We start from the raw sequence: 18,341 nt of genomic DNA on the forward strand, positions 1-18,341 counted from the left end.
TTTTTACCCCTTAAAACATAACTGTATGAGTAAAGTTTCAGAAATTACAAGCACATTTGTCGCTTATCTTAAACGCCCAGATCTTTATCCCGAACTAAGACGGAAGATATGGAAAAATATATTCAACCGTTCATCTGGTTTACGAGGTAAAGAAGAAGCAGAAAAATGGTGCCAAAGCATTGCTGTTTCTGAAAAAGATTTCATAGAAAATATATTGAAAATAAGCTTTGTTCCTTTTGAGAATATTTTCCCTCAAGAATATCAAAATGCATTAGAAATACAGGAAAAAACACCTGTGAAAATGGGAGGTGCCGGTTCTTTGAGTGTTATTTATTACATCAATGAGTTTGCAAAAGCTCAGAGTTCTATTGAAACAGGAGTTGCTTATGGTTGGTCTTCTTTTGCGGCTTTGGCATCTTTAGTTTCTAGAAATGGCACACTTTACAGTTCAGATATGCCTTATATTCTACAAAATCAAAGTGAAGATTTTGTAGGATGTGTAATTCCTGAAAAATACAAAAGCAACTGGGATCTTTACGGATTTGCAGATAAAGAATCTCTTCCTAGAATTTTTGAAAAAGCAAAAACTTTTGATGTTGTACATTACGATAGCGATAAAACCTATGACGGAAGAATGTGGGCTTACAAGATTCTATGGGATAGATTGAGAAATGGAGGCGTTTTTATGAGTGATGATGTGGGAGATAATGCGGCATTTAAAGATTATTGTGAACAAAATAACCACAAACCTCATATTATTGAGTTTGACGGTAAGTTTGCCGGAGTTATTATAAAAGAATAAAGAAAAACCACAGATGATTCTGTGGTTTTTTAGTTTATAAAAATTTTCGTTGAATTTTTTTGAAAATGCTATTTTGTTTTACTTTCAAAAATCCTGGGAGATTTTCAATGTCGGTTATTTTTTCGCCATATAAACTATTAATTTTCCTCCTTTTTGTAGTATCTAAAATAGTTTGATGCCAGTTTTTGTGCAGTTTTTCTTTCTTGGAAGATTCCTGGGAAACTCCTTTTTCATGTATGCGATAATAGTAAAGCGGCGCTTTTACGAATTTAAAATTACCAATTTCGTAAAGTTTTAAATACAAATCCTGATCGACAGCTGAGGTCAGTTTATCATTAATCCCCGAAGTTTTATAATACGCTTCTCTTTTGAATGTGAAAAAATGAGTCGCTTCAAAAAAAACATTAAAAAATAATTTATTACCGTTTTTAATTGCACGAGAATGTGAAAATAATTTAATAGGGTTTAGTTTTGCATCGCATTCATAGAATTGAGAATACACCACAATATTATTTTCAGTGTAGTTTTCTATAATAGTCTGTAGAGCATTTTCTGTTAAAGTATCGTCGGGATCAACAAATCCGCAGATTTCTCCTGAGGCTAAGTCAATACATCTTTTTTTTGTAAGACCTACACCGCTGTTTTCTTCATTTTTAAAAACTTTAACTTTTGAATTATCTTTTGTAAGTTCTATTATTTTCTCATAAGAATCATCTGTAGAACAGTCGTCAACAAGTATAATTTCGTATTCCTGATAGGTTTGTTTTAGAATACTGTCATAGCATTCTGTAAAATAGTTATAATTGTTATAATGTGCGACAAGAATGGAAAATTTAATCATAGGAGAAGACAATAAATGGTTACTAAATTATGGTGCAACTGCTTTTAGTATCGTTTGGGTAACGGTATCAAGATGTTTATTCAATGAAAAATTTTGGTGAATGAATTCTTTGCCATAATCTCCAAATTCTCTCATAACATTTTGGTTTTCTAAAAGAAAAATCATCTTTTCTGCCATTGAATCTAAATCGTGTTCATCAACTAAAAACCCCGTTTTACCATCAATTATTGTATCGATAATTCCGCTATGTTTGGTTGAGACTACAGGCAATCCGGCTGCAGAAGCTTCTATAATTACTACAGGTGTACCTTCTGCATCTCCATTGGCTGCAGTTACAGAATGCTGTATAAAAACACTACTTTTTCGGAAGAGTTCCAATTGGTCTTCCTGATTAATCCAGCCTACTAATTCTACTCGCTCTCCAATTTTTAATTCTTCAATTAATGTTTTGCATTCTTCGAATAATTCTCCGTCACCTGCAAAAACTAATTTTGCATGAGGAAATTTTTGAAGAACTTTTGCAAAGGCCTTAATGCTTATTTGAGGAGCTTTTGTTGCTGTAAAACGGCCAATTGCTAAAAATTGGTATGCATCATATGTCGGATTAATTTTAAAAAAATCCTCTTTTGCTCCAATAGGAGAATATATTATTTGTTCATCTTCGAATCCAAAATTCTTCAGCTTAGGAATCATGTTTTTTGCTACAGGAATTACGTAAGATTTATAATTTGCCAGACTTTCGTAATTTTTTTTATTACCATCTACCACATCCTTTTTATTAATCTCATATCCTAAAACATTAGCAACTATCGGGATATTTAATTCTTCACAGATGCTTTTTACAGCGGCGGCGGTATTTAAATAATCTGCAACAACACAGTCAATTTTTTCTTTTAAGAGAATTTTCTTAAAACGTTTTTTGATAAGTATTTCCAGCCTTTTTTGATTCATTAAAGACAGAACGGTAAATAAATATCTTATTATTTTTTGCCTCTTAAGACTCGTGTTTAAATAAAAATAAGGAACAAAACCTCCAAAAAGAACAACTTTCTCAAATGGTAGTTTATCAATGTAATTTTTCACAAAAGGACCCATAGGTTTATTTAGACCTGGGGTGACAATTAAAATTTTCAGATTTTTCATTGTGTTTTATTAGATATCAAGAATTTGCCTGTAATAATCTTTAGTCATTATCATTTATTCTTTTGAATATGTTTATATCTTTTGCATTAAAATTACAATAATTTGTAAAAATATCAAAATTGAGGGACAAGTACTATTTATTGATAGTAGATGACAAATTTTCAGATAAGCAGTTCCCAGTTTCGAAAATATGACTAAAACATATTGATTTTAAGAGAATAATTACAAAAAATCATGTAGGTTTGTTTTAGCAGCAGAAATAAAATTTAGATTTATTTCTATATTTTTGTCTACAATCATTTATTAAATTCCCTCTATGCAACCATTAGTAACCGTTTCTATTCCCGTTTTTAAATGTGAAAAGTTTATCATCAGATGTCTGGAGTCTGTCAAAAATCAAACATATAAAAATTTAGAAATTGTTCTTGTTAATGATTGTACACCAGATAACAGTATGTTTCTTATCAAAAGTTTTATGGATGCCAATCTGAATCTCAATATTAAAATTATAGAACATCAGGAAAATTCGGGACTTTCTGTCGTAAGAAACAATGGGATAAAAGCAGCTACAGGAGAATATCTGTTTTTTTTGGATAGTGACGACGAAATTACAGCAGACTGCATAGAATTATTAGTTGAAAGAGCGTTGAAGACCGATGCTCAAATTATTATAGCGCAGAATCGATGGATTAACACTTTTGATAATACCACAAAAGATTTCGGGTTTCCTACCATCGCAGAAAAAAAATATTACGATAATCATCTTGAAATATTTTCGGTTTATAGTAAAGGAGGATTTCCTTCATCCTCATGGAATAAACTATATAAAAGAGACTTTATTGCCGACAACGAAATTTATTTTGTGCCGGGATTATTTGCGCAGGATGAGTTGTGGTTTTTTCATTTATTACTCAAAACAGAAACTTTGGCAATTATTGACAATATCACTTATCTGTATTATCTTCATGGTGAATCGGTTATTTTTAACAGGAAAAAGAAAAATTTTGAAAACTACCTTACCATTCTTGAACATCTGACCAAATCTTATAAAGAGGAAAAGAATCTGTTATTAAAAAGTCTTATTAAAAGTAAAATTGTTCTTTTCAAAGAGATGGTTCTAGTGATGCAATGGAAAGCATTAAAAGACAGAGAATATCTGAAAACCAACATTTCCAGAATGCAAAAACTAACAAGGTTAAATCTTGTGGATTATTTCAGTTCAAAATTCACTGTAGATGTTAAAAAGAAAAATTTTTTCCAAAACTTACCAGCTGATTTTTCTTTAAAGCTTTTTATCTGGCGTTTTGAGAGATAAAGTTCTATTTTTTGTACTTATAAAAAGTAAATAGCAGGGAAAAATCTGATAACAATAAAGTGTTGTAAATTTTTGCAAAACTGCGAAACTGAAAAGTAACAATTTTCTTATCTAATTCGGTATAAGATTCCTGAAGTCTCTTTTTTTGCAGTAATTTTTCTTCAGAATTCATGTTTTTAGAAAAGTGATGAAAGATTTTAATTGCGTTGACTAGGTTTTTATATGCAGTAAATTCAAAAATAGGACGGCGATCATCATAAATCCCTTTTTCTTTAAATAGTTTACGAAGTAAATAATCTGTTCGGGCAAAATCAATTTTTTTAGGAGAAATCAGTTTTGATGATGAATCAGAATGTATGTAATGAGTATAGACAGCATCACAACTTCCTATAAATCTCGCTTCTTCCAAAATAAGTCTTTCAACAATTTCGTCACCATTCAAAAGGGGTTCTGTAAAACGATAAGAGTGAGATTTAAAAACTTTTTTTCTGTACAATCCTCTGATATGATTGTCATATCTACCTACAGTGTCTTTCATAATCTGAGATCCTGTAAATTTTTTAAATTCAATTTTTTTTAAGTCAGATTGATAAATATTGTGTGTGTTTTTTATTTTTCCGTCAGTAAATTTTGTAATAACAATAGGACTTACAATATCAAGCTCGGGGTGAGTTAAAAATGTTTGGTAACATTTTTCGATGGTATCAAAATCAATGAGATCATCATGGTCAAACAGGAAGATAAATTCTCCTGTTGCCTTATCCTGACCGTAGGCTTTAGAATATTGTGCATACCTCTGATTTTCTTTTGTGTAAATTTTAATTCTTGAGTCTTTTTTTGCAAAATATTCAAGATCATCTAATGTAGAATCTGTAGAACCATCATTTACACAAATGAATTCAATATTTGAATAAGTCTGATTCAGAAGGCAATTCATAGAAGATTTTACAAAATCTCCCAACTGTACAGAGTTGTAATATGTTGTGATAATTGAAATTAAAGGTAATGCTTGCATATTTGTACAAATATCTAAAATTAATTGATTACTCATGTAAAATTAAACTGTTTTAATTGATATAAAAAGCTTTACATCGGTTCCTGTTCTATAAATAAGTTTTAAATTTGTGATATAGTAATGATCTATGTGTGGAATTTCGGGTATCGTAAAAAATAATATTATAAATGATGATTTTTATAGAAAAAGTCTAAAAAACATGACCAATTCTATGATTCATCGCGGTCCGGATGATGAAGGACATGAATATTTTCAAAACTGTTTTTTAGGTTTCAGAAGATTGGCAATTGTTGATCTTTCAAAAGACGGGCATCAACCCATGTATTCAAATTCAAAGAATGAATGCATTGTTTTCAACGGAGAAATCTATGGGTATCGCAATTTAAAAAAGGAGATGAAAGGATATCCTTTTAAAAGTAATACAGATACAGAGGTTATTTTATCATTATATCAAAAATACGGTTATGATTTCCCAAAACATCTCAACGGAATGTTTTCTATGGCAATCTGGGATGAAGAAAAACAACAATTATTCTGCGCTCGAGACAGATTTGGTGAGAAACCTTTTTATTATGCACTAGGGAAAAACGGAGAATTTATTTTTGCTTCAGAAATTAAAGCAATTTTGGAGACTGGTTTGGTAGATGCCGAATTAAATGATGAAGCAATCTTTCATTTTCTTCGCCATATGTATGTTGATAGCCAACAGAGTATTTATAAAAATATTAAAACATTAGCACCAGCTCATCAACTCATCTACAGAAATGGAGAAATTGAAATTTTTGAATACTGGAATTTTCCAAAAGAAGAATTGCAGATCTCTGAAGAAGACGCAATTATTAAATTTAAAAGTTTAGTTGAAGAGTCTGTCGAAAAACAATTGATTGCCGATGTGAAAGTGGGCGCATTTTTAAGCGGAGGCTTAGATTCCGGAACGTTAGTCGCGCTATCTTCTAAGCATCATCCCAACCTTACCACTTTAGGTTTTGAATATCAGGGAGAATGGAACGAAATGCCTGAAGCAAGAAGTATTTCACAGAAATATAATGCCAATCATCTTGAAGTTTCTTTGAAAGATGATGAAATCCCTAAAATATTGATTGAGGTTTTAAAAAAACTCGACGAGCCACTGGCAGATACCGCTATTTTAGCCACATACACTATTTGTAAAGAAGCTGCAAAAAATATGACCGTTGTAATCACAGGAAATGCCGGTGATGAGCTTTTTGGGGGGTATAAATGGTATCAGAAAGAAAAAGAAATTTTAGATAAAGGGAAGGCAAGTAAAGTATTGCTTCCTTTGTATAAAGTGGGCTCTACTGTAAGTGAAAAGGTAGGCTTCTCAAAAGGACAAGATTATTTTTTAGATAAAATATTCAGAGCAAAGTTCCCGGATATTATTTCTTATCAGACAGAAAAAGTGCATAATAATTTCACAAAAAAAGAAACAAATTTACTTTTAAAATCATATTCAGATTATCAGCATTCATACAATTTTAGAATGGATAAAACCAATCTGAATATTGCGATGAAAATGGATCTTACCAATATAGTACCGGGAGATTATATGGTAAAAGATGATCGTATTGCGATGATGCATTCTATAGAACTAAGAACTCCTTTTTTAGACAAAGATTTAGTTGAATTCTGCTCTGTACTTCCTGCGAAATATAAAGTTGATGCTCAGCAGACAAAAATTATTCTTCGAAAAGCTTTTGGTACCTTGTTGACAGAGAACATTCTTAACAAAAAGAAACAAGGCTTTGGTGCTCCTGTTGAAAAATGGTTGAAAATTCCTGCTATGGAACAGCTTTCATCAAAAATATTAAAAAACCCGGCATCAAAAATTTTTAATAAGCTCGATTTTTTACAGGTTCAAAAAAACTTAAACTATAATTATAAACATTGGTCTCTACTTGTACTAGGAATCTGGATGGAAGAGCATTGATTTTTACATTACAGCGTAATATTTTTTTAATATTCCTAATAAATAAGTTTCCTTGTCGATAAGATTATTTTCATTAAAATAACTTTCAATATCAGGAATATTAATGTCATAGCCTGAACCACTTTTTAAGAGATTGCTCTTGATTTTTTTGTCGTAAAATTTTTCTACGATCTCCAAAATTTCAATGATTGAATAATTTTTCGGATAAGCAACATTGATAATTTTATTCAAAGATTGATTTTTTAGTAAATCAAAAGTGACATTTCTGATGTCATCAACATCGATGAGGTTGCGTGTTGCTTTGGTATGAACGTTAATTGTTTCATCATTCTTAACGGCTTTCACAATATAATTCATGAGAAGATTGGGGTTTCCGCCTCTTCCTACGGCATTGCTTACTCTTAATATTAAAAACTGATTACATGATTTTTTAATCAGCTGCTCCATTTTCAATTTATGAAGAACATAATCGCTTCCGGTTTTAGAAGAATCATAAATGCTACAGGTAGAAAAATAAACAAATATTTTATCTGAATTTTCTGTAATCGTATTTTTAATAAGATTTTCCTCACGTAAAAATTCTTCGATTCTTGTTTCTAAAGAGTTTGAAACTCCGGATGCAAAGAAAATCGTGTTTTCTCTGTCATGAGCTGTAAATAATGATGCAATAAGGCCTTTTCCGACAATCATTCTATTATTTTTTTTACGATTCGTTCCGAAGATTTTCCGTCGCCGAAAGGATTGTTTTCACTTTTAAAAATATATTCTTCAGGATGATGATAAATTGCGTTGAAGCTTTGTTTAATTTTTTGAATATTGCTTCCTACCAAAATACCACATTTACAAGTAATAACTTCAGGCCTCTCAGTCTCTTCTCTCAAGATCAATATGCGTTTTTGTAAACTTGGTGCTTCTTCCTGGATACCTCCGGAATCTGAGATAATGATTTTAGACCTTGCCATTTTTGTGATGGCTTCCAGATAGGAGAGGGGCTCTGTAAAATTGACATTTTCCGGAATACCGTTCTCAAAAACTTCTAAAATGATTTTTCTAGTATTGGGGTTAGGGTGCAAAGCCCAGTCAAATTGAATGACCGGATTTTCTTCAGCTAATTCTTTTATTGCCTGAGCGATGTTTCTCAAGGGCTGACCAATATTTTCTCTTCGGTGAGCGGTAATAAAAACACGATTCTGATATTCTATTTGGATCTGTTCTTTTTGAGTTACGTATTTTATCATGTCAACAATGGTATTGCCCACTAAAGAAATTTTATGTTCAGAGATATTTTCGTTCAGAAGGTTTTGCTTTGATAATTCTGTGGGAGAAAAATTAACATGAGTAGTCAAAGAAACAACACGTCTGTTAAACTCTTCAGGAAAAGGTAGATTAATATCAGACGTACGAAGCCCGGCTTCAATGTGATAAAATTTTCTTTGTTCTAAGAAAGCCACCATAGATGATGCCAAGACGGTAAATGTATCGCCTTGCGCAATGATTTTTTGAATGTTTTCCTGATGAACGAGATTTGATATATCGTTGATGAGTTTTGCAATAAGATTAGAATTACTGAATTCTAAAGACTGCACAGATAGCTGGAAATCGGGCATAACTCCGAAGCTTTTTTCCATTTCTGTTAAAAGAGAGTCATGCTGCCCAGTGTTGACAATGGTAATGTTCTGTTGAATTCTATTAAACTCATTGATAATAGGAAATACTTTCAGAAATTCTGGACGCGTCCCATAAATAATTGCAATTTTTTCGGTCATCAATTATATTTTTGTAAAAATACTAAAACTTATGATTTGATACGTTTTAATATATGTTTAGCCAACATTCTTAAAGGAAATTGATTGAGAATTTCATCAGCCGAAAATTTCTTCATATTGTTGACGACATTGTGTATTTCTTTTTTCCCATTTTCCATTTCTACAATATTTTTTAAATGAAAATGAGCGCTTACAAAATCTTTGAAAGGATTAGGAGTATCTCTTTCATGCCATGTTCCCACGAAATGATGACTTGCATAATTCTTAGGCAAATCGAGACAGAAGTAGGTCGATGGATAAATTACAATTCCGTCTTCAAGCTCTTGATATTCGTCCCGATTAGCGTCTACTTTATATTCTTTCACCAAAAGATCCGATACGAAAACTGTATTGGTGGTAAGATCAAAATCTGTTTTTTTGTTGTAGAAGTCTAAAACTTTTTTTGGCCATGGATGTCCTGCTTCTGTACCCCAAAGTGCAGTAAACGGAGATCCTTTAATTTCGAACCCCGAAAAAGCTCGGTGAATGAGAAATTCATCTAAAGAAAACTTTACTTCTACATCGATATCCATGTAAATTCCGCCTTGTTCAAACAATGCTAAAGCTCTTGCATAATCTGATACAAATGCCCATTTTTTCTGTTCGGTAGCTAAACGAACGTATTCACAGCAATTGATGTCAAAATTGGTTTCATTCCATTCTATAATTTCATAATCCGGAAGGTTTTTCTTCCATGAGTCTAAACATATGAAAAAAGAATCTGGTTTTGGTTTTCCACCAAACCAACAGTAATGTATTTTTTTTGGGATCATTGTTATCTTTTTACAGACATATATAAAAATATTCCTGCAGTTATTATTTTATTTCTATTTTTATCAAAAATCCAGCGATGTTTTGGATGACCTCTGAAAGTACCTTTTATCTCAAGACCTTCTAATACATTTTCAATTTTTTTATTTTCTAATATATCATCATAAATAATAGAAAGGTCGTGAGTGTTTTTAAATCTGCTGATAAGATTTCCTAATATTTTATTGTCGTAAAAATGATGAATCTCAACCAAGATGTCTGTATTTTTTTGCCATACAAATTTCTGTGGCTGTAACAAAAAATCTTCTGCACCTTCGCAGTCAATAAGTAAGAAATCTATTTTGTTATTCCATCTAAGTAGAATCTCTTCTGAAGCTTCACCAAAGGTATGATAGGGTTTTAGATTATTTGCTTCAACCCAAGAGTCAATAAGAGGCTGGAAATTTGAATCCATCTCAAAAACATACATGTTTTCTGGTCTTAAGAGATTGCTTAAACCTGCTGGATAATAACCTTTGTGACCACCAATTACCATTATGTTTTTTATGTCTTTATTAATTAGATCAGAGAAAAAACGATGCAGAGCGTATTCATATAAACCAAGTGCTTCTGCTAATTTTAAACTAGGTTTTAAAATATCCGGAATAACTAAACCTGCAAAAGGACCGGTGTAAATCTGATTGCCTGTTTTTTCTAGAACAGTAATAGTTGTAGCATTTTCTGAGAGTGATTTCGAAAATATATTGTCTTTTATTTTTGTTAGAATTTTCATCAGCTTTTGGTAATTTGGTTATTGAGTAAAATTTACTTTCAATATTATTTTAAAAATCTGGTTTCGTAAAGAATGTCTTTTATTAGGCTGTAGTTTTAAAAAAATATTTTTTAAGAAAATAATTAATCATATAAATTTTTATTTTAACTCCTTTAATTTTATTTATTTTAGAAATAAAACTTTTGTTAGTCAAATTTTCATAATCCCAATAGTTCTTTGCAAACATTTTTCTGTTTTCTAACGGGATTTTACAATTGTTCGTCTTTTCTTTATATGCCAACGCCGCTCCTTTAGGATTGTCGATTAATTTCTTCTTTCCCTGCGCTGTCAAACCATCGGGGATGTATTCTGCATTGACAATTGATTCAAGGATATATAAAAATTTATACATTTTATCCATTCGGTTAAATACAACAGATTCTAACATAAATTTCTCTTTTATAAAAGTAGGATATTCAAACCTTTTAGCTAGCTCAGTTTTGAAGATTAGGGTAACTTCACCATGTATTTTATATCTATAAATCATTTCATAAGTGGAGGCAACAGTTTCTGCGGTAATTTTATTATTGGCAGTATTTTGGTTTAAAATATTTATTGGCGAAGCTAATGCAATAATATCTTTTATATTATCTATTGATGGCAGTTTGGTGAAAATTGTTTCGATCGCATTATTTTCTAAAAAATCATCACTGTCAATGGTCGCAAAATATGAAGTGTTAATGTTTCGAAGAGCAGTATTAATGGCAACATGTTTACCCTGATTTTCCTGATATATGTAGGTGATTTTAAAGTTTGCTTTGCTCTTAAAGTCTTCTACTAAATCTTTAGTATTATCAGAAGAACCATCATCTACAATGAGCCATTCAAAATGATTTGAAGTCTGAGCTTGCAGGCTTTCAAATAATTTTGGTAAGGTATATGCTCGGTTATAGGTTGGAGTGAAAATAGTTATCATGACGTTTTAGCCAATAAATTTATAAGTTTTGTCTGAAATAGAATCTTTATATGCTGTCTTAATGCTATGCCTCATATTCTGTAGAAATTTAAGAATTTCTCTAGAGTTTTTAACTTCTTTTCGGTTTCTCAATAAAGTGTATTTTAACGTTTTATTTTTAAACTGCCTAATAAGTCGGTCTATATCTGTCGGTTTATTAGGATTGCTGCACCATACTGTATATTGACGCTGAAGAGAAACTATTTCTTCGTCGAAAGCACTTGCTGGTCTGTCTTCACGATCATGGTAGATATAAGTGTCTGGAACAACGCCTATTTTCATTTTAAAATATTGCACTCGGTGGCAATAATTATCATCTTCACCATAATGAAAAAATGCAGGACTGAAGCCTCCGATAATTTTGAGCGCTTTTTTGGTTAAAAGCCATGCAGCGGCACATATAAATGGAGATTCATAAATAGTTTTTTTGGTATTGCTTAAAACATAATCGTCATAAAAACCATCACAATAATAGGGTGATACAGATTTTGCAAAACTTTTATCGAGCTTTGTTCCGTTACCATTTAGATGAATGGGGCTTATGACGGCATATTCTTGATTTTTTAATGATGTGTTTATTAATTTTTCTATGGTATTTGTTTCTACATAAGCATCCTGATTAAGCAGAAAGAAAAATTCACCACCCAACTCTACAGCTTTTTGTAGGCCTAGGTTATTTGCTCCTCCAAAGCCTAGATTTTCAGAGCTTTCAAGAAGTATAACAGAAGGGAAATTTTTCTTGATGTACTGAACACTTTCATCACTTGAATGATTGTCGACAGCTATAATCTCAACCGATGTAGAAGAACTTAATAAACTGGTAAAACATTGATGTATCCAGTTGTTTTTCATCCCATTGTAAATGACTACCACAGTAAAAATTTTCATGCAATTATTATTTGTATGATTGAGTGTAAATTTTGTTCATTTTTCCGCTATTATCAAAATTCCAGGAGCTTGATGAATTCGCCGTTTTTTGATAAAATTCTTCTTCTTCCGTAAGATTATTCATGTCTTTATACCATCCACCGTGCATTGAGGTATATAATCCTGCAATACGTATTCCTTTAATAAAATCTTTTTGCTCTTTGTAAAAATAGCCGGGTTTGTATAGCGCAAAAGTAGTGTCAATAGACGCTTTGTAAACTTGCGGCTCCAGTTCTGACTGCCAAAATTGTTGTTCCCAAGAAAGGACTTCATTTTTTAATGGAAAAGAATCAGGAATATCATCAATTCTTAATGCCATCCCTACTTTTGTAGTCGCTCTGAAGTATTTATCTAGAATAGTTAACATTTTTGATGGAAATTTTTCTGGAAGGTTTTCATTCGGAACAATATCTGCGTCTGTAAGAAAATAATATCCTTTGGCATACTGATTAAACAGTTCAGGTTTCTGATAGAATACTTTGTGACCTAAATTTTCATCAAGGTAGTGTATCGTTATTTGATTTGCTATGCTTTTGTAATATTCTAAAAGAGGAGGGTAAGATGATTGATTATCAATGATGATAATGTTTTCAAATTTTCTATCCAATAAGAAAGAAATAAGCTTTTCTAAATAATATAATTGATTAAAATTAATAATAATAACAGGAATTGATAAAGGGTTTTTTCTCTGTTTTTTTAATAATGAATCAGTAAGAATAGAATATTTATAAAATAGATATTTGTAATAATTTTTTAACCTGTTCATCATCACTATTTGTTTTTCAGATTGACCTGCTTTACTATTTATTAACCAAGTGAGTAAAGGGTGTTTCTTTACAAAGGTATTAATTAAAGATTTTTAAAAAGTAAAATATCACTTTCTATCATTTCTTTACATAAAGATTTTACATCATATTTAGGAGCCCACCCCAATTTGGTATTGGCTTTAGTAGGATCACCGAGCAATAGGTCTACTTCCGTAGGTCGATAATAATTAGAATCTATTTTTATAATTTCTTTTCCTATTGGAAGCTGGTATTCTGGGTTAGAACAAGACTTTACTTTTCCCACTTCGTTTTCAGCTTCTCCGGCAAATTCTAATTCAATTCCTAATTCTGCAAATGTCATTCTTACAAAATCTCTGATATAAGTTGTTTTACCTGTTGCAATTACATAATCTTCTGGAGTATCTTGTTGCAACATAAGCCACATGGCTTCAATATAATCTTTTGCATGTCCCCAATCTCTCTGTGCATTAAGGTTTCCTAGGTATAAGATATCTTGTAAGCCCAAAGCAATTTTTGCGGCACCCATGGTGATTTTTCGGGTAACAAAAGTTTCTCCTCTTCTTGGAGACTCATGGTTGAATAATATTCCATTGCAAGCGTACATTCCATAAGCTTCACGATAGTTTACTGTAATCCAATAGGCATATATTTTTGCAACGCCATAAGGTGAACGAGGGTAAAACGGAGATTTTTCGTCATAAAAACCTTTTTCATTTTTGTTCTCAGGTAATCCACCATAGAGTTCAGACGTTGAAGCCTGATAAATTCGTGTTTTGTGAGTAAGTCCTAAAATTCGTATGGCTTCTAGAAGCCTTAGGGTACCGATGCTATCTGTGTTGGCAACATATTCGGGAGAATCAAAACTTACTTTTACGTGGCTCATGGCGCCAAGATTATAAATCTCGTCGGGTTGTACTTCTTGTATGATTCTGATAAGGTTGGTAGAATCTGTAAGGTCACCATAATGTAGTTTAAATTTGACATCTTTCTCATGAAGATCTCTGAATATATGATCTATTCTTTGTGTATTGAATGAAGATGCTCTTCTTTTGATTCCGTGAACTTCATAACCTTTTTCGAGCAGAAATTCTGCCAAATAAGAACCATCTTGCCCTGTTACGCCTGTTATTAATGCTACTTTCATAAGGTTTTATTGTTTTAAAATCATTTTCCCCAGCATTTTTATATTGGTGATTATGTTTCTTTGGGTAATTATTTCTCTCCTGTTTTTTAGCAGAAAAGAAAAGGTTGATAATTTTTTATTTACGGTTTTGCGAAGAGCTTGCAATAATTTTTGCTGTACAATTTTATGCAATTCTTCAATATCATAGATTTTTTGTTGCCCATTCTTAGACTCCAGGTGATTTGCAAAAATAATGAGTTTTCTCAATTCATCATCACTTAGCCTAAATCTATCAACTGCGCCCAATAAAATTTGGCATTGTTCAATATTAAAATCAGAGTTCTCAATACCGATATTTTTCAATTGATTGCCTGTAATTTTCTTGGCATTGTTTACTTGCGTAGAATTTTCAAGTACCGACATATTGGTGTCATGAATACGGTATTGAAGTAAAGATTCTTGAATATTGTAAAACTGTGTAGATGTTACCAGCCTTGTCCATAATTCATAATCCTCAGCAGCCTGAAAGCTTTCATCATACCTGAAATTGCCTACAGCATTTTTTCTCATCATTATTGTAGGATGTCCTACAATACATAAGGCCAATAATTGGATTTTTATACTTTTATGTAACTCAGGATGCTCTATGGTATTATATTCCTTGTTGTTGCTATTGTTAAATGGTGTAAATAATGTTCCGCAAACACCTATTTCAGTATTTTTTTCAAATATAATTAATTGTTTTTCAAATCTTTCAGAATGTGAAATGTCATCCTGGTCCATTCGTGCAATAAATTCTCCCTTGGCAAGATCTAAACCTTTATTTAAAGTTTTTATTAAACCTAAATTTTTTTCGTTTTTGATGTAAACTATTCGTTCATCATCATAAGACCCAATAATAGCTTCAGTTAAGTCTGTTGAACCATCATTGATCAGCAATAATTCAAAATTTGCAAAGGTCTGTTTTAGAATGCTATCAATCGCTTCCTTCAAGTATTTTTCACCATTGTATACCGGCATGATGACTGATATTTTCGGAACTTTTAAATTTTCAGCCATGATTCCGGGATTATATCTTTACAATTATGAATATCAGTTTTAAACCATTTGGATGGAGCAATTACCATCTTAGATTTATAAGAATTTAACCAAGCCCCCCACCAGCTAAAACTACTGTTAGCAATGATATTATGTTTACAATTACTCATAAGTTTAAGGTCTTCATAATTGGTAGAAGCATTATTAAAGTCGACAAAATGAGTAATACTGTTAATTTTCAAATTTTCTTTTGCCCAATCAATATCATCAGAAAAAATAAAAAATACCGGATTTTCTATCTCTTTTTTTATTATTTCAATCGCTTTGTGGTAATAGTTGAGGTCACAAGTTCCATGTACAGCGTTTGCTTCCGGATTACTGACATAATCACCACGTCTTATATGTAAAGAAACAGAATTTTGAGCATTAATCAATTCTAGCATTTCAGTCGTTTCCTTTTTAAGAGGAGAAATAATTTGAAAATCTCTTCGAAGCTGATTTTCAAATCTGATAAAATATTTTTCTGATTGAAAATAGCCTTTTAAGAATATGTTTTTGTGCGTAAATTCAAAAAGTTCTTTATCGTAAGTTAAATCTTGTTCTATATACGGATGGTAAATTTTCTTTTGAGATAAAATAGCTTTTACTTTTTCTAGGATTCTTAAAGGTTCGACAACGCTTTTATTTTTTTCAAGAAAAGCAGAGTCTATGTTGAAATGATTCAAACCATAATCATGAAGTGCATAATTGGTGAAGAGTTGATGATCTAGCACAAGTTTTTCGTGACGAGACAATGCCAAAGCTCTTGCTGTAGCATACTGAAACATTTGATTTCCTAAACCGCCAATGAGTTCTATCGCAACCATTTAATTTATTTACGAAGTAAGTTTTCAAAAACAACAAGGTCTTCTTCTAAAAGCTCAGGATAATTTCCACAATAAAAACCGTTATTATGCATCATATCTGCTCCGGGCATATCGTAAACTTCTTTTACGTATTTTTTGTAGAATGGCTGACTCTGCATATTGCCGGCAATCATTGGGCGAATTTCTACTCCAGCATCAATAAATTTCTGTAAGTAATGGGCTCTTAATTCTGCTGTTTTGCATACAAAAGGAAATGCAAAAGTTGATAAAACATTGATGTGACTGTGTTCAAGAATAATAAAATCGGGGTTTTCGTGAACTATTTTTTCTATTCTTAGATAATTTTGTTCTCTAGAACTGATGTTTTTTTCTAAAAACTGCATTTGGTACTGACCTAGAAACCCTGTAATCTCTGTAGGTCTGAAATTGTATCCAAGGTCATAAAAAGTATATTTAGCTTCAAACTCAGATTGTATTCCAAATTGAGTTCTCCATTTTTTTTGTTGTTCGGCGTTCAGATTTCTGTCCCAACCATTTGCTCTTACAATGCGAAGCATTTCCGCAAAATCATCATCACTTGTGCAGACCATTCCGCCTTCAATAGTACTCATATGATGGGCTACGAAAAATGAAAAACTTGCCCCGATACCGAAATTTCCTGTTCTTCCTTCGGGTAATTCTGTACCTAGAGATTCACAATTATCTTCAATTAATATAATGTTTCTTTCTTCACATATTTGTCTTATTTTATCGATATCTCCGGTAAATCCTAAAATATTGGTGATAAAAAGAGCTTGTAAATTTGTAGTTTCTAATCTTTCTAAAAGATTTTTAGAAGTTGTATTGATTACTTCAGGTGTAACATCAATTACAACGGGTGCCATATTCATTTGAATAATCGGCATGGTATTGGTCGACCATGTCAATGCTGAAAATCCTATTTTGTCACCATCTTTCAGCTTTCCCATATTTTTCAAAGCTTGAAGCATTGCAAGATTGGCACTTCCACCACTGTTGAATAAAACAGCATGTTTGCATTGTTGATATTCAGCAAACTTTTTTTCAAATTTTCCACATTCTACATCCATGCTTAGACGATCTGCCTGAAGGATAAATTCTGCTAAAGCTTTTTTAGTTTCTACTTCATTTAAGAAGGCTTTACGCATTAATGGTATTTTCATCAGTATTATTTTTTTGAATGTCTAGATGAAGCCCAAAAGCAGCATCTTTAATTTCTTTATATCTTTTTATAACCTGGTCGATTCCTTGATCTAAACTAATTTCAGGTTGGAAGCCGGTTTCTGTCATCTTATTTACATCCATGCATTTTCTCAGCATTCCATTGGGTTTTGTGTGGTCCCAAAGCAATTCTCCTTTGTAATCTATTTTCTTCGCAATAGTTTCTGCGAGCTCTTTGATTTCAATGTCGTTACCAGGACCAATATTGATAAATTCGTGCGAGCTATAATTTTCGAACATAAATAAAATGGCCTTTGCACAGTCATTTACATGTAAAAATTCTCTTCTTGCAATGCCTGTTCCCCAAAGGGTGACCGAAGGTGCATTTTCTTCCTTAGCATCAACAAATCTTTTGACGAGTGAAGATAAAACATGAGCATGAGCCAAATCGAAGCTATCATTAGGTCCATAAAGATTACTCGGCATAAGGCTGATGCTGTTGAAACCATATTGCTGATAATAAGTTTCTAATAATTTGATTCCTGCAATTTTTCCGATGGCGTAACCTTCGTTGGTGGGTTCCAGCTTTCCGGTGAGAAGGTATTCTTCTTTCATCGGCTGTGGCGATTCTTTAGGATAAATGCATGAACTCCCTAAAAAAACAAATTTTTTAACATCGTTTTTATATGATGAATTGATGACATTCGTTTGCATGATGAGGTTGTCATACAAGAAAATAGCAGGATTGTCGATGTTGGCTTTTATACCACCTACTTTCGCTGCAATATGAATCACATATTCAGGTTTTTTTCTTTGGAAAAATTCTTCAACCTTCTGTTGATTGGTTAAATCTAATTCCGAATGCGTTGCAGTAATAATATTGGTGTAACCCGCTTCTTTAAATAAATTCAAAGTAGTACTTCCCAACATCCCGCGATGTCCTGTGATGAATATTTTTGAGGATTTATTCATGACTTTCTAGTTTTTATAAAAATCTAGCCTTTTTGTTTACTA

General features: G+C 31.8%; 18 protein-coding genes. 3 read left to right on the top strand and 15 right to left on the bottom strand.

Translation table 11 applies throughout. The annotated features are described in order from the left end of the window. Positions 1-25 precede the first annotated feature (25 nt). A complete protein-coding gene (locus B5X64_RS02295; RefSeq protein ID WP_079463707.1) occupies positions 26-802 on the top strand; it encodes a class I SAM-dependent methyltransferase in 777 nt (258 codons plus the stop codon). A gap of 34 nt (positions 803-836) precedes the next feature. Here B5X64_RS02295 and B5X64_RS02300 read toward each other — a convergent pair whose 3' ends face one another. Continuing rightward, on the bottom strand, positions 837-1,643 hold the full coding sequence (locus tag B5X64_RS02300) for a glycosyltransferase family 2 protein (protein WP_079463708.1): 807 nt from the start codon (positions 1,641-1,643) through the stop codon (positions 837-839). Positions 1,644-1,670: 27 nt separating this feature from the next. After that, a complete protein-coding gene (locus tag B5X64_RS02305; protein WP_079463709.1) occupies positions 1,671-2,786 on the bottom strand; it encodes a glycosyltransferase in 1,116 nt (371 codons plus the stop codon). 316 nt (positions 2,787-3,102) lie between these two features. Between B5X64_RS02305 and B5X64_RS02310 the strand changes: the two genes are divergently transcribed. After that, positions 3,103-4,101 (top strand): glycosyltransferase, encoded by a 999-nt coding sequence (locus B5X64_RS02310; protein ID WP_079463710.1) that lies wholly within the window; start codon positions 3,103-3,105, stop codon positions 4,099-4,101. Between the two features lie 4 nt (positions 4,102-4,105). On the opposite strand, the gene B5X64_RS02315 is transcribed toward B5X64_RS02310, so the two are convergent. Further along, complete coding sequence (locus tag B5X64_RS02315; RefSeq protein ID WP_079463711.1) at positions 4,106-5,152, bottom strand: glycosyltransferase family A protein; 1,047 nt, start codon at positions 5,150-5,152, stop codon at positions 4,106-4,108. Positions 5,153-5,243: 91 nt separating this feature from the next. Here B5X64_RS02315 and asnB point away from each other — a divergent pair, with 91 nt between their 5' ends. Continuing rightward, positions 5,244-7,064: an asparagine synthase (glutamine-hydrolyzing) gene (gene asnB / locus B5X64_RS02320; protein ID WP_079463712.1), complete on the top strand. Its 1,821-nt coding sequence runs from the start codon at positions 5,244-5,246 to the stop codon at positions 7,062-7,064. Positions 7,065-7,067: 3 nt separating this feature from the next. Here asnB and B5X64_RS02325 read toward each other — a convergent pair whose 3' ends face one another. From B5X64_RS02325 to B5X64_RS02380, 12 genes are all read right to left on the bottom strand, one after another. Next, positions 7,068-7,754, bottom strand: a complete 687-nt coding sequence (locus B5X64_RS02325; RefSeq protein WP_079463713.1) for an NAD-dependent epimerase/dehydratase family protein — start codon at positions 7,752-7,754, stop codon at positions 7,068-7,070. Continuing rightward, positions 7,751-8,830 (bottom strand): non-hydrolyzing UDP-N-acetylglucosamine 2-epimerase, encoded by a 1,080-nt coding sequence (gene wecB / locus B5X64_RS02330; RefSeq protein WP_079463714.1) that lies wholly within the window; start codon positions 8,828-8,830, stop codon positions 7,751-7,753. Before wecB ends, B5X64_RS02325 begins: the two co-directional genes overlap by 4 nt. A gap of 29 nt (positions 8,831-8,859) precedes the next feature. After that, positions 8,860-9,642 carry a glycosyltransferase family 32 protein gene (locus tag B5X64_RS02335; RefSeq protein ID WP_079463715.1) on the bottom strand — a complete coding sequence of 261 codons (783 nt, stop codon included), beginning with the start codon at positions 9,640-9,642 and terminating at the stop codon, positions 8,860-8,862. A gap of 2 nt (positions 9,643-9,644) precedes the next feature. Beyond that, entirely contained in the window at positions 9,645-10,412 is a 768-nt protein-coding gene (locus tag B5X64_RS02340) for a hypothetical protein (protein ID WP_079463716.1), read from the bottom strand. An 82-nt stretch (positions 10,413-10,494) separates the two neighbouring features. Further along, positions 10,495-11,367, bottom strand: a complete 873-nt coding sequence (locus tag B5X64_RS02345; RefSeq protein WP_079463717.1) for a glycosyltransferase family 2 protein — start codon at positions 11,365-11,367, stop codon at positions 10,495-10,497. Positions 11,368-11,373: 6 nt separating this feature from the next. After that, on the bottom strand, positions 11,374-12,294 hold the full coding sequence (locus B5X64_RS02350; protein ID WP_079463718.1) for a glycosyltransferase: 921 nt from the start codon (positions 12,292-12,294) through the stop codon (positions 11,374-11,376). Positions 12,295-12,301: 7 nt separating this feature from the next. Beyond that, a complete protein-coding gene (locus B5X64_RS02355) occupies positions 12,302-13,102 on the bottom strand; it encodes a glycosyltransferase family 2 protein (RefSeq protein ID WP_123921007.1) in 801 nt (266 codons plus the stop codon). Between the two features lie 80 nt (positions 13,103-13,182). Further along, positions 13,183-14,265 carry a GDP-mannose 4,6-dehydratase gene (gene gmd / locus B5X64_RS02360; protein WP_079463720.1) on the bottom strand — a complete coding sequence of 361 codons (1,083 nt, stop codon included), beginning with the start codon at positions 14,263-14,265 and terminating at the stop codon, positions 13,183-13,185. A 6-nt stretch (positions 14,266-14,271) separates the two neighbouring features. Further along, positions 14,272-15,303, bottom strand: a complete 1,032-nt coding sequence (locus B5X64_RS02365) for a glycosyltransferase family 2 protein (protein ID WP_079463721.1) — start codon at positions 15,301-15,303, stop codon at positions 14,272-14,274. Next, complete coding sequence (locus B5X64_RS02370; RefSeq protein WP_079463722.1) at positions 15,288-16,148, bottom strand: alpha-1,2-fucosyltransferase; 861 nt, start codon at positions 16,146-16,148, stop codon at positions 15,288-15,290. The genes B5X64_RS02365 and B5X64_RS02370 overlap by 16 nt, the downstream gene beginning before the upstream one ends. A 5-nt stretch (positions 16,149-16,153) precedes the next feature. Further along, complete coding sequence (locus B5X64_RS02375; RefSeq protein WP_228418696.1) at positions 16,154-17,329, bottom strand: DegT/DnrJ/EryC1/StrS family aminotransferase; 1,176 nt, start codon at positions 17,327-17,329, stop codon at positions 16,154-16,156. After that, a complete protein-coding gene (locus B5X64_RS02380) occupies positions 17,307-18,299 on the bottom strand; it encodes a GDP-L-fucose synthase family protein (RefSeq protein WP_079463723.1) in 993 nt (330 codons plus the stop codon). The genes B5X64_RS02375 and B5X64_RS02380 overlap by 23 nt, the downstream gene beginning before the upstream one ends. Between the last annotated feature and the right edge of the window lie 42 nt (positions 18,300-18,341).

The sequence above is a fragment of the Chryseobacterium balustinum genome (assembly GCF_900168205.1).
Lineage (GTDB): Bacteria > Bacteroidota > Bacteroidia > Flavobacteriales > Weeksellaceae > Chryseobacterium > Chryseobacterium balustinum.

What these genes read in the sequence shown, in the direction of transcription:
- B5X64_RS02295 (WP_079463707.1), top strand. Translation starts at nt 26, where the DNA reads ATGAGTAAAGTTTCAGAAATTACAAGCACATTTGTCGCTTATCTTAAA.
- B5X64_RS02300 (WP_079463708.1), bottom strand. Translation starts at nt 1,643, where the DNA reads ATGATTAAATTTTCCATTCTTGTCGCACATTATAACAATTATAACTAT.
- B5X64_RS02305 (WP_079463709.1), bottom strand. Translation starts at nt 2,786, where the DNA reads ATGAAAAATCTGAAAATTTTAATTGTCACCCCAGGTCTAAATAAACCT.
- B5X64_RS02310 (WP_079463710.1), top strand. Translation starts at nt 3,103, where the DNA reads ATGCAACCATTAGTAACCGTTTCTATTCCCGTTTTTAAATGTGAAAAG.
- B5X64_RS02315 (WP_079463711.1), bottom strand. Translation starts at nt 5,152, where the DNA reads ATGAGTAATCAATTAATTTTAGATATTTGTACAAATATGCAAGCATTA.
- asnB (WP_079463712.1), top strand. Translation starts at nt 5,244, where the DNA reads ATGTGTGGAATTTCGGGTATCGTAAAAAATAATATTATAAATGATGAT.
- B5X64_RS02325 (WP_079463713.1), bottom strand. Translation starts at nt 7,754, where the DNA reads ATGATTGTCGGAAAAGGCCTTATTGCATCATTATTTACAGCTCATGAC.
- wecB (WP_079463714.1), bottom strand. Translation starts at nt 8,830, where the DNA reads ATGACCGAAAAAATTGCAATTATTTATGGGACGCGTCCAGAATTTCTG.
- B5X64_RS02335 (WP_079463715.1), bottom strand. Translation starts at nt 9,642, where the DNA reads ATGATCCCAAAAAAAATACATTACTGTTGGTTTGGTGGAAAACCAAAA.
- B5X64_RS02340 (WP_079463716.1), bottom strand. Translation starts at nt 10,412, where the DNA reads ATGAAAATTCTAACAAAAATAAAAGACAATATATTTTCGAAATCACTC.
- B5X64_RS02345 (WP_079463717.1), bottom strand. Translation starts at nt 11,367, where the DNA reads ATGATAACTATTTTCACTCCAACCTATAACCGAGCATATACCTTACCA.
- B5X64_RS02350 (WP_079463718.1), bottom strand. Translation starts at nt 12,294, where the DNA reads ATGAAAATTTTTACTGTGGTAGTCATTTACAATGGGATGAAAAACAAC.
- B5X64_RS02355 (WP_123921007.1), bottom strand. Translation starts at nt 13,102, where the DNA reads ATGATGAACAGGTTAAAAAATTATTACAAATATCTATTTTATAAATAT.
- gmd (WP_079463720.1), bottom strand. Translation starts at nt 14,265, where the DNA reads ATGAAAGTAGCATTAATAACAGGCGTAACAGGGCAAGATGGTTCTTAT.
- B5X64_RS02365 (WP_079463721.1), bottom strand. Translation starts at nt 15,303, where the DNA reads ATGGCTGAAAATTTAAAAGTTCCGAAAATATCAGTCATCATGCCGGTA.
- B5X64_RS02370 (WP_079463722.1), bottom strand. Translation starts at nt 16,148, where the DNA reads ATGGTTGCGATAGAACTCATTGGCGGTTTAGGAAATCAAATGTTTCAG.
- B5X64_RS02375 (WP_228418696.1), bottom strand. Translation starts at nt 17,329, where the DNA reads ATGAAAATACCATTAATGCGTAAAGCCTTCTTAAATGAAGTAGAAACT.
- B5X64_RS02380 (WP_079463723.1), bottom strand. Translation starts at nt 18,299, where the DNA reads ATGAATAAATCCTCAAAAATATTCATCACAGGACATCGCGGGATGTTG.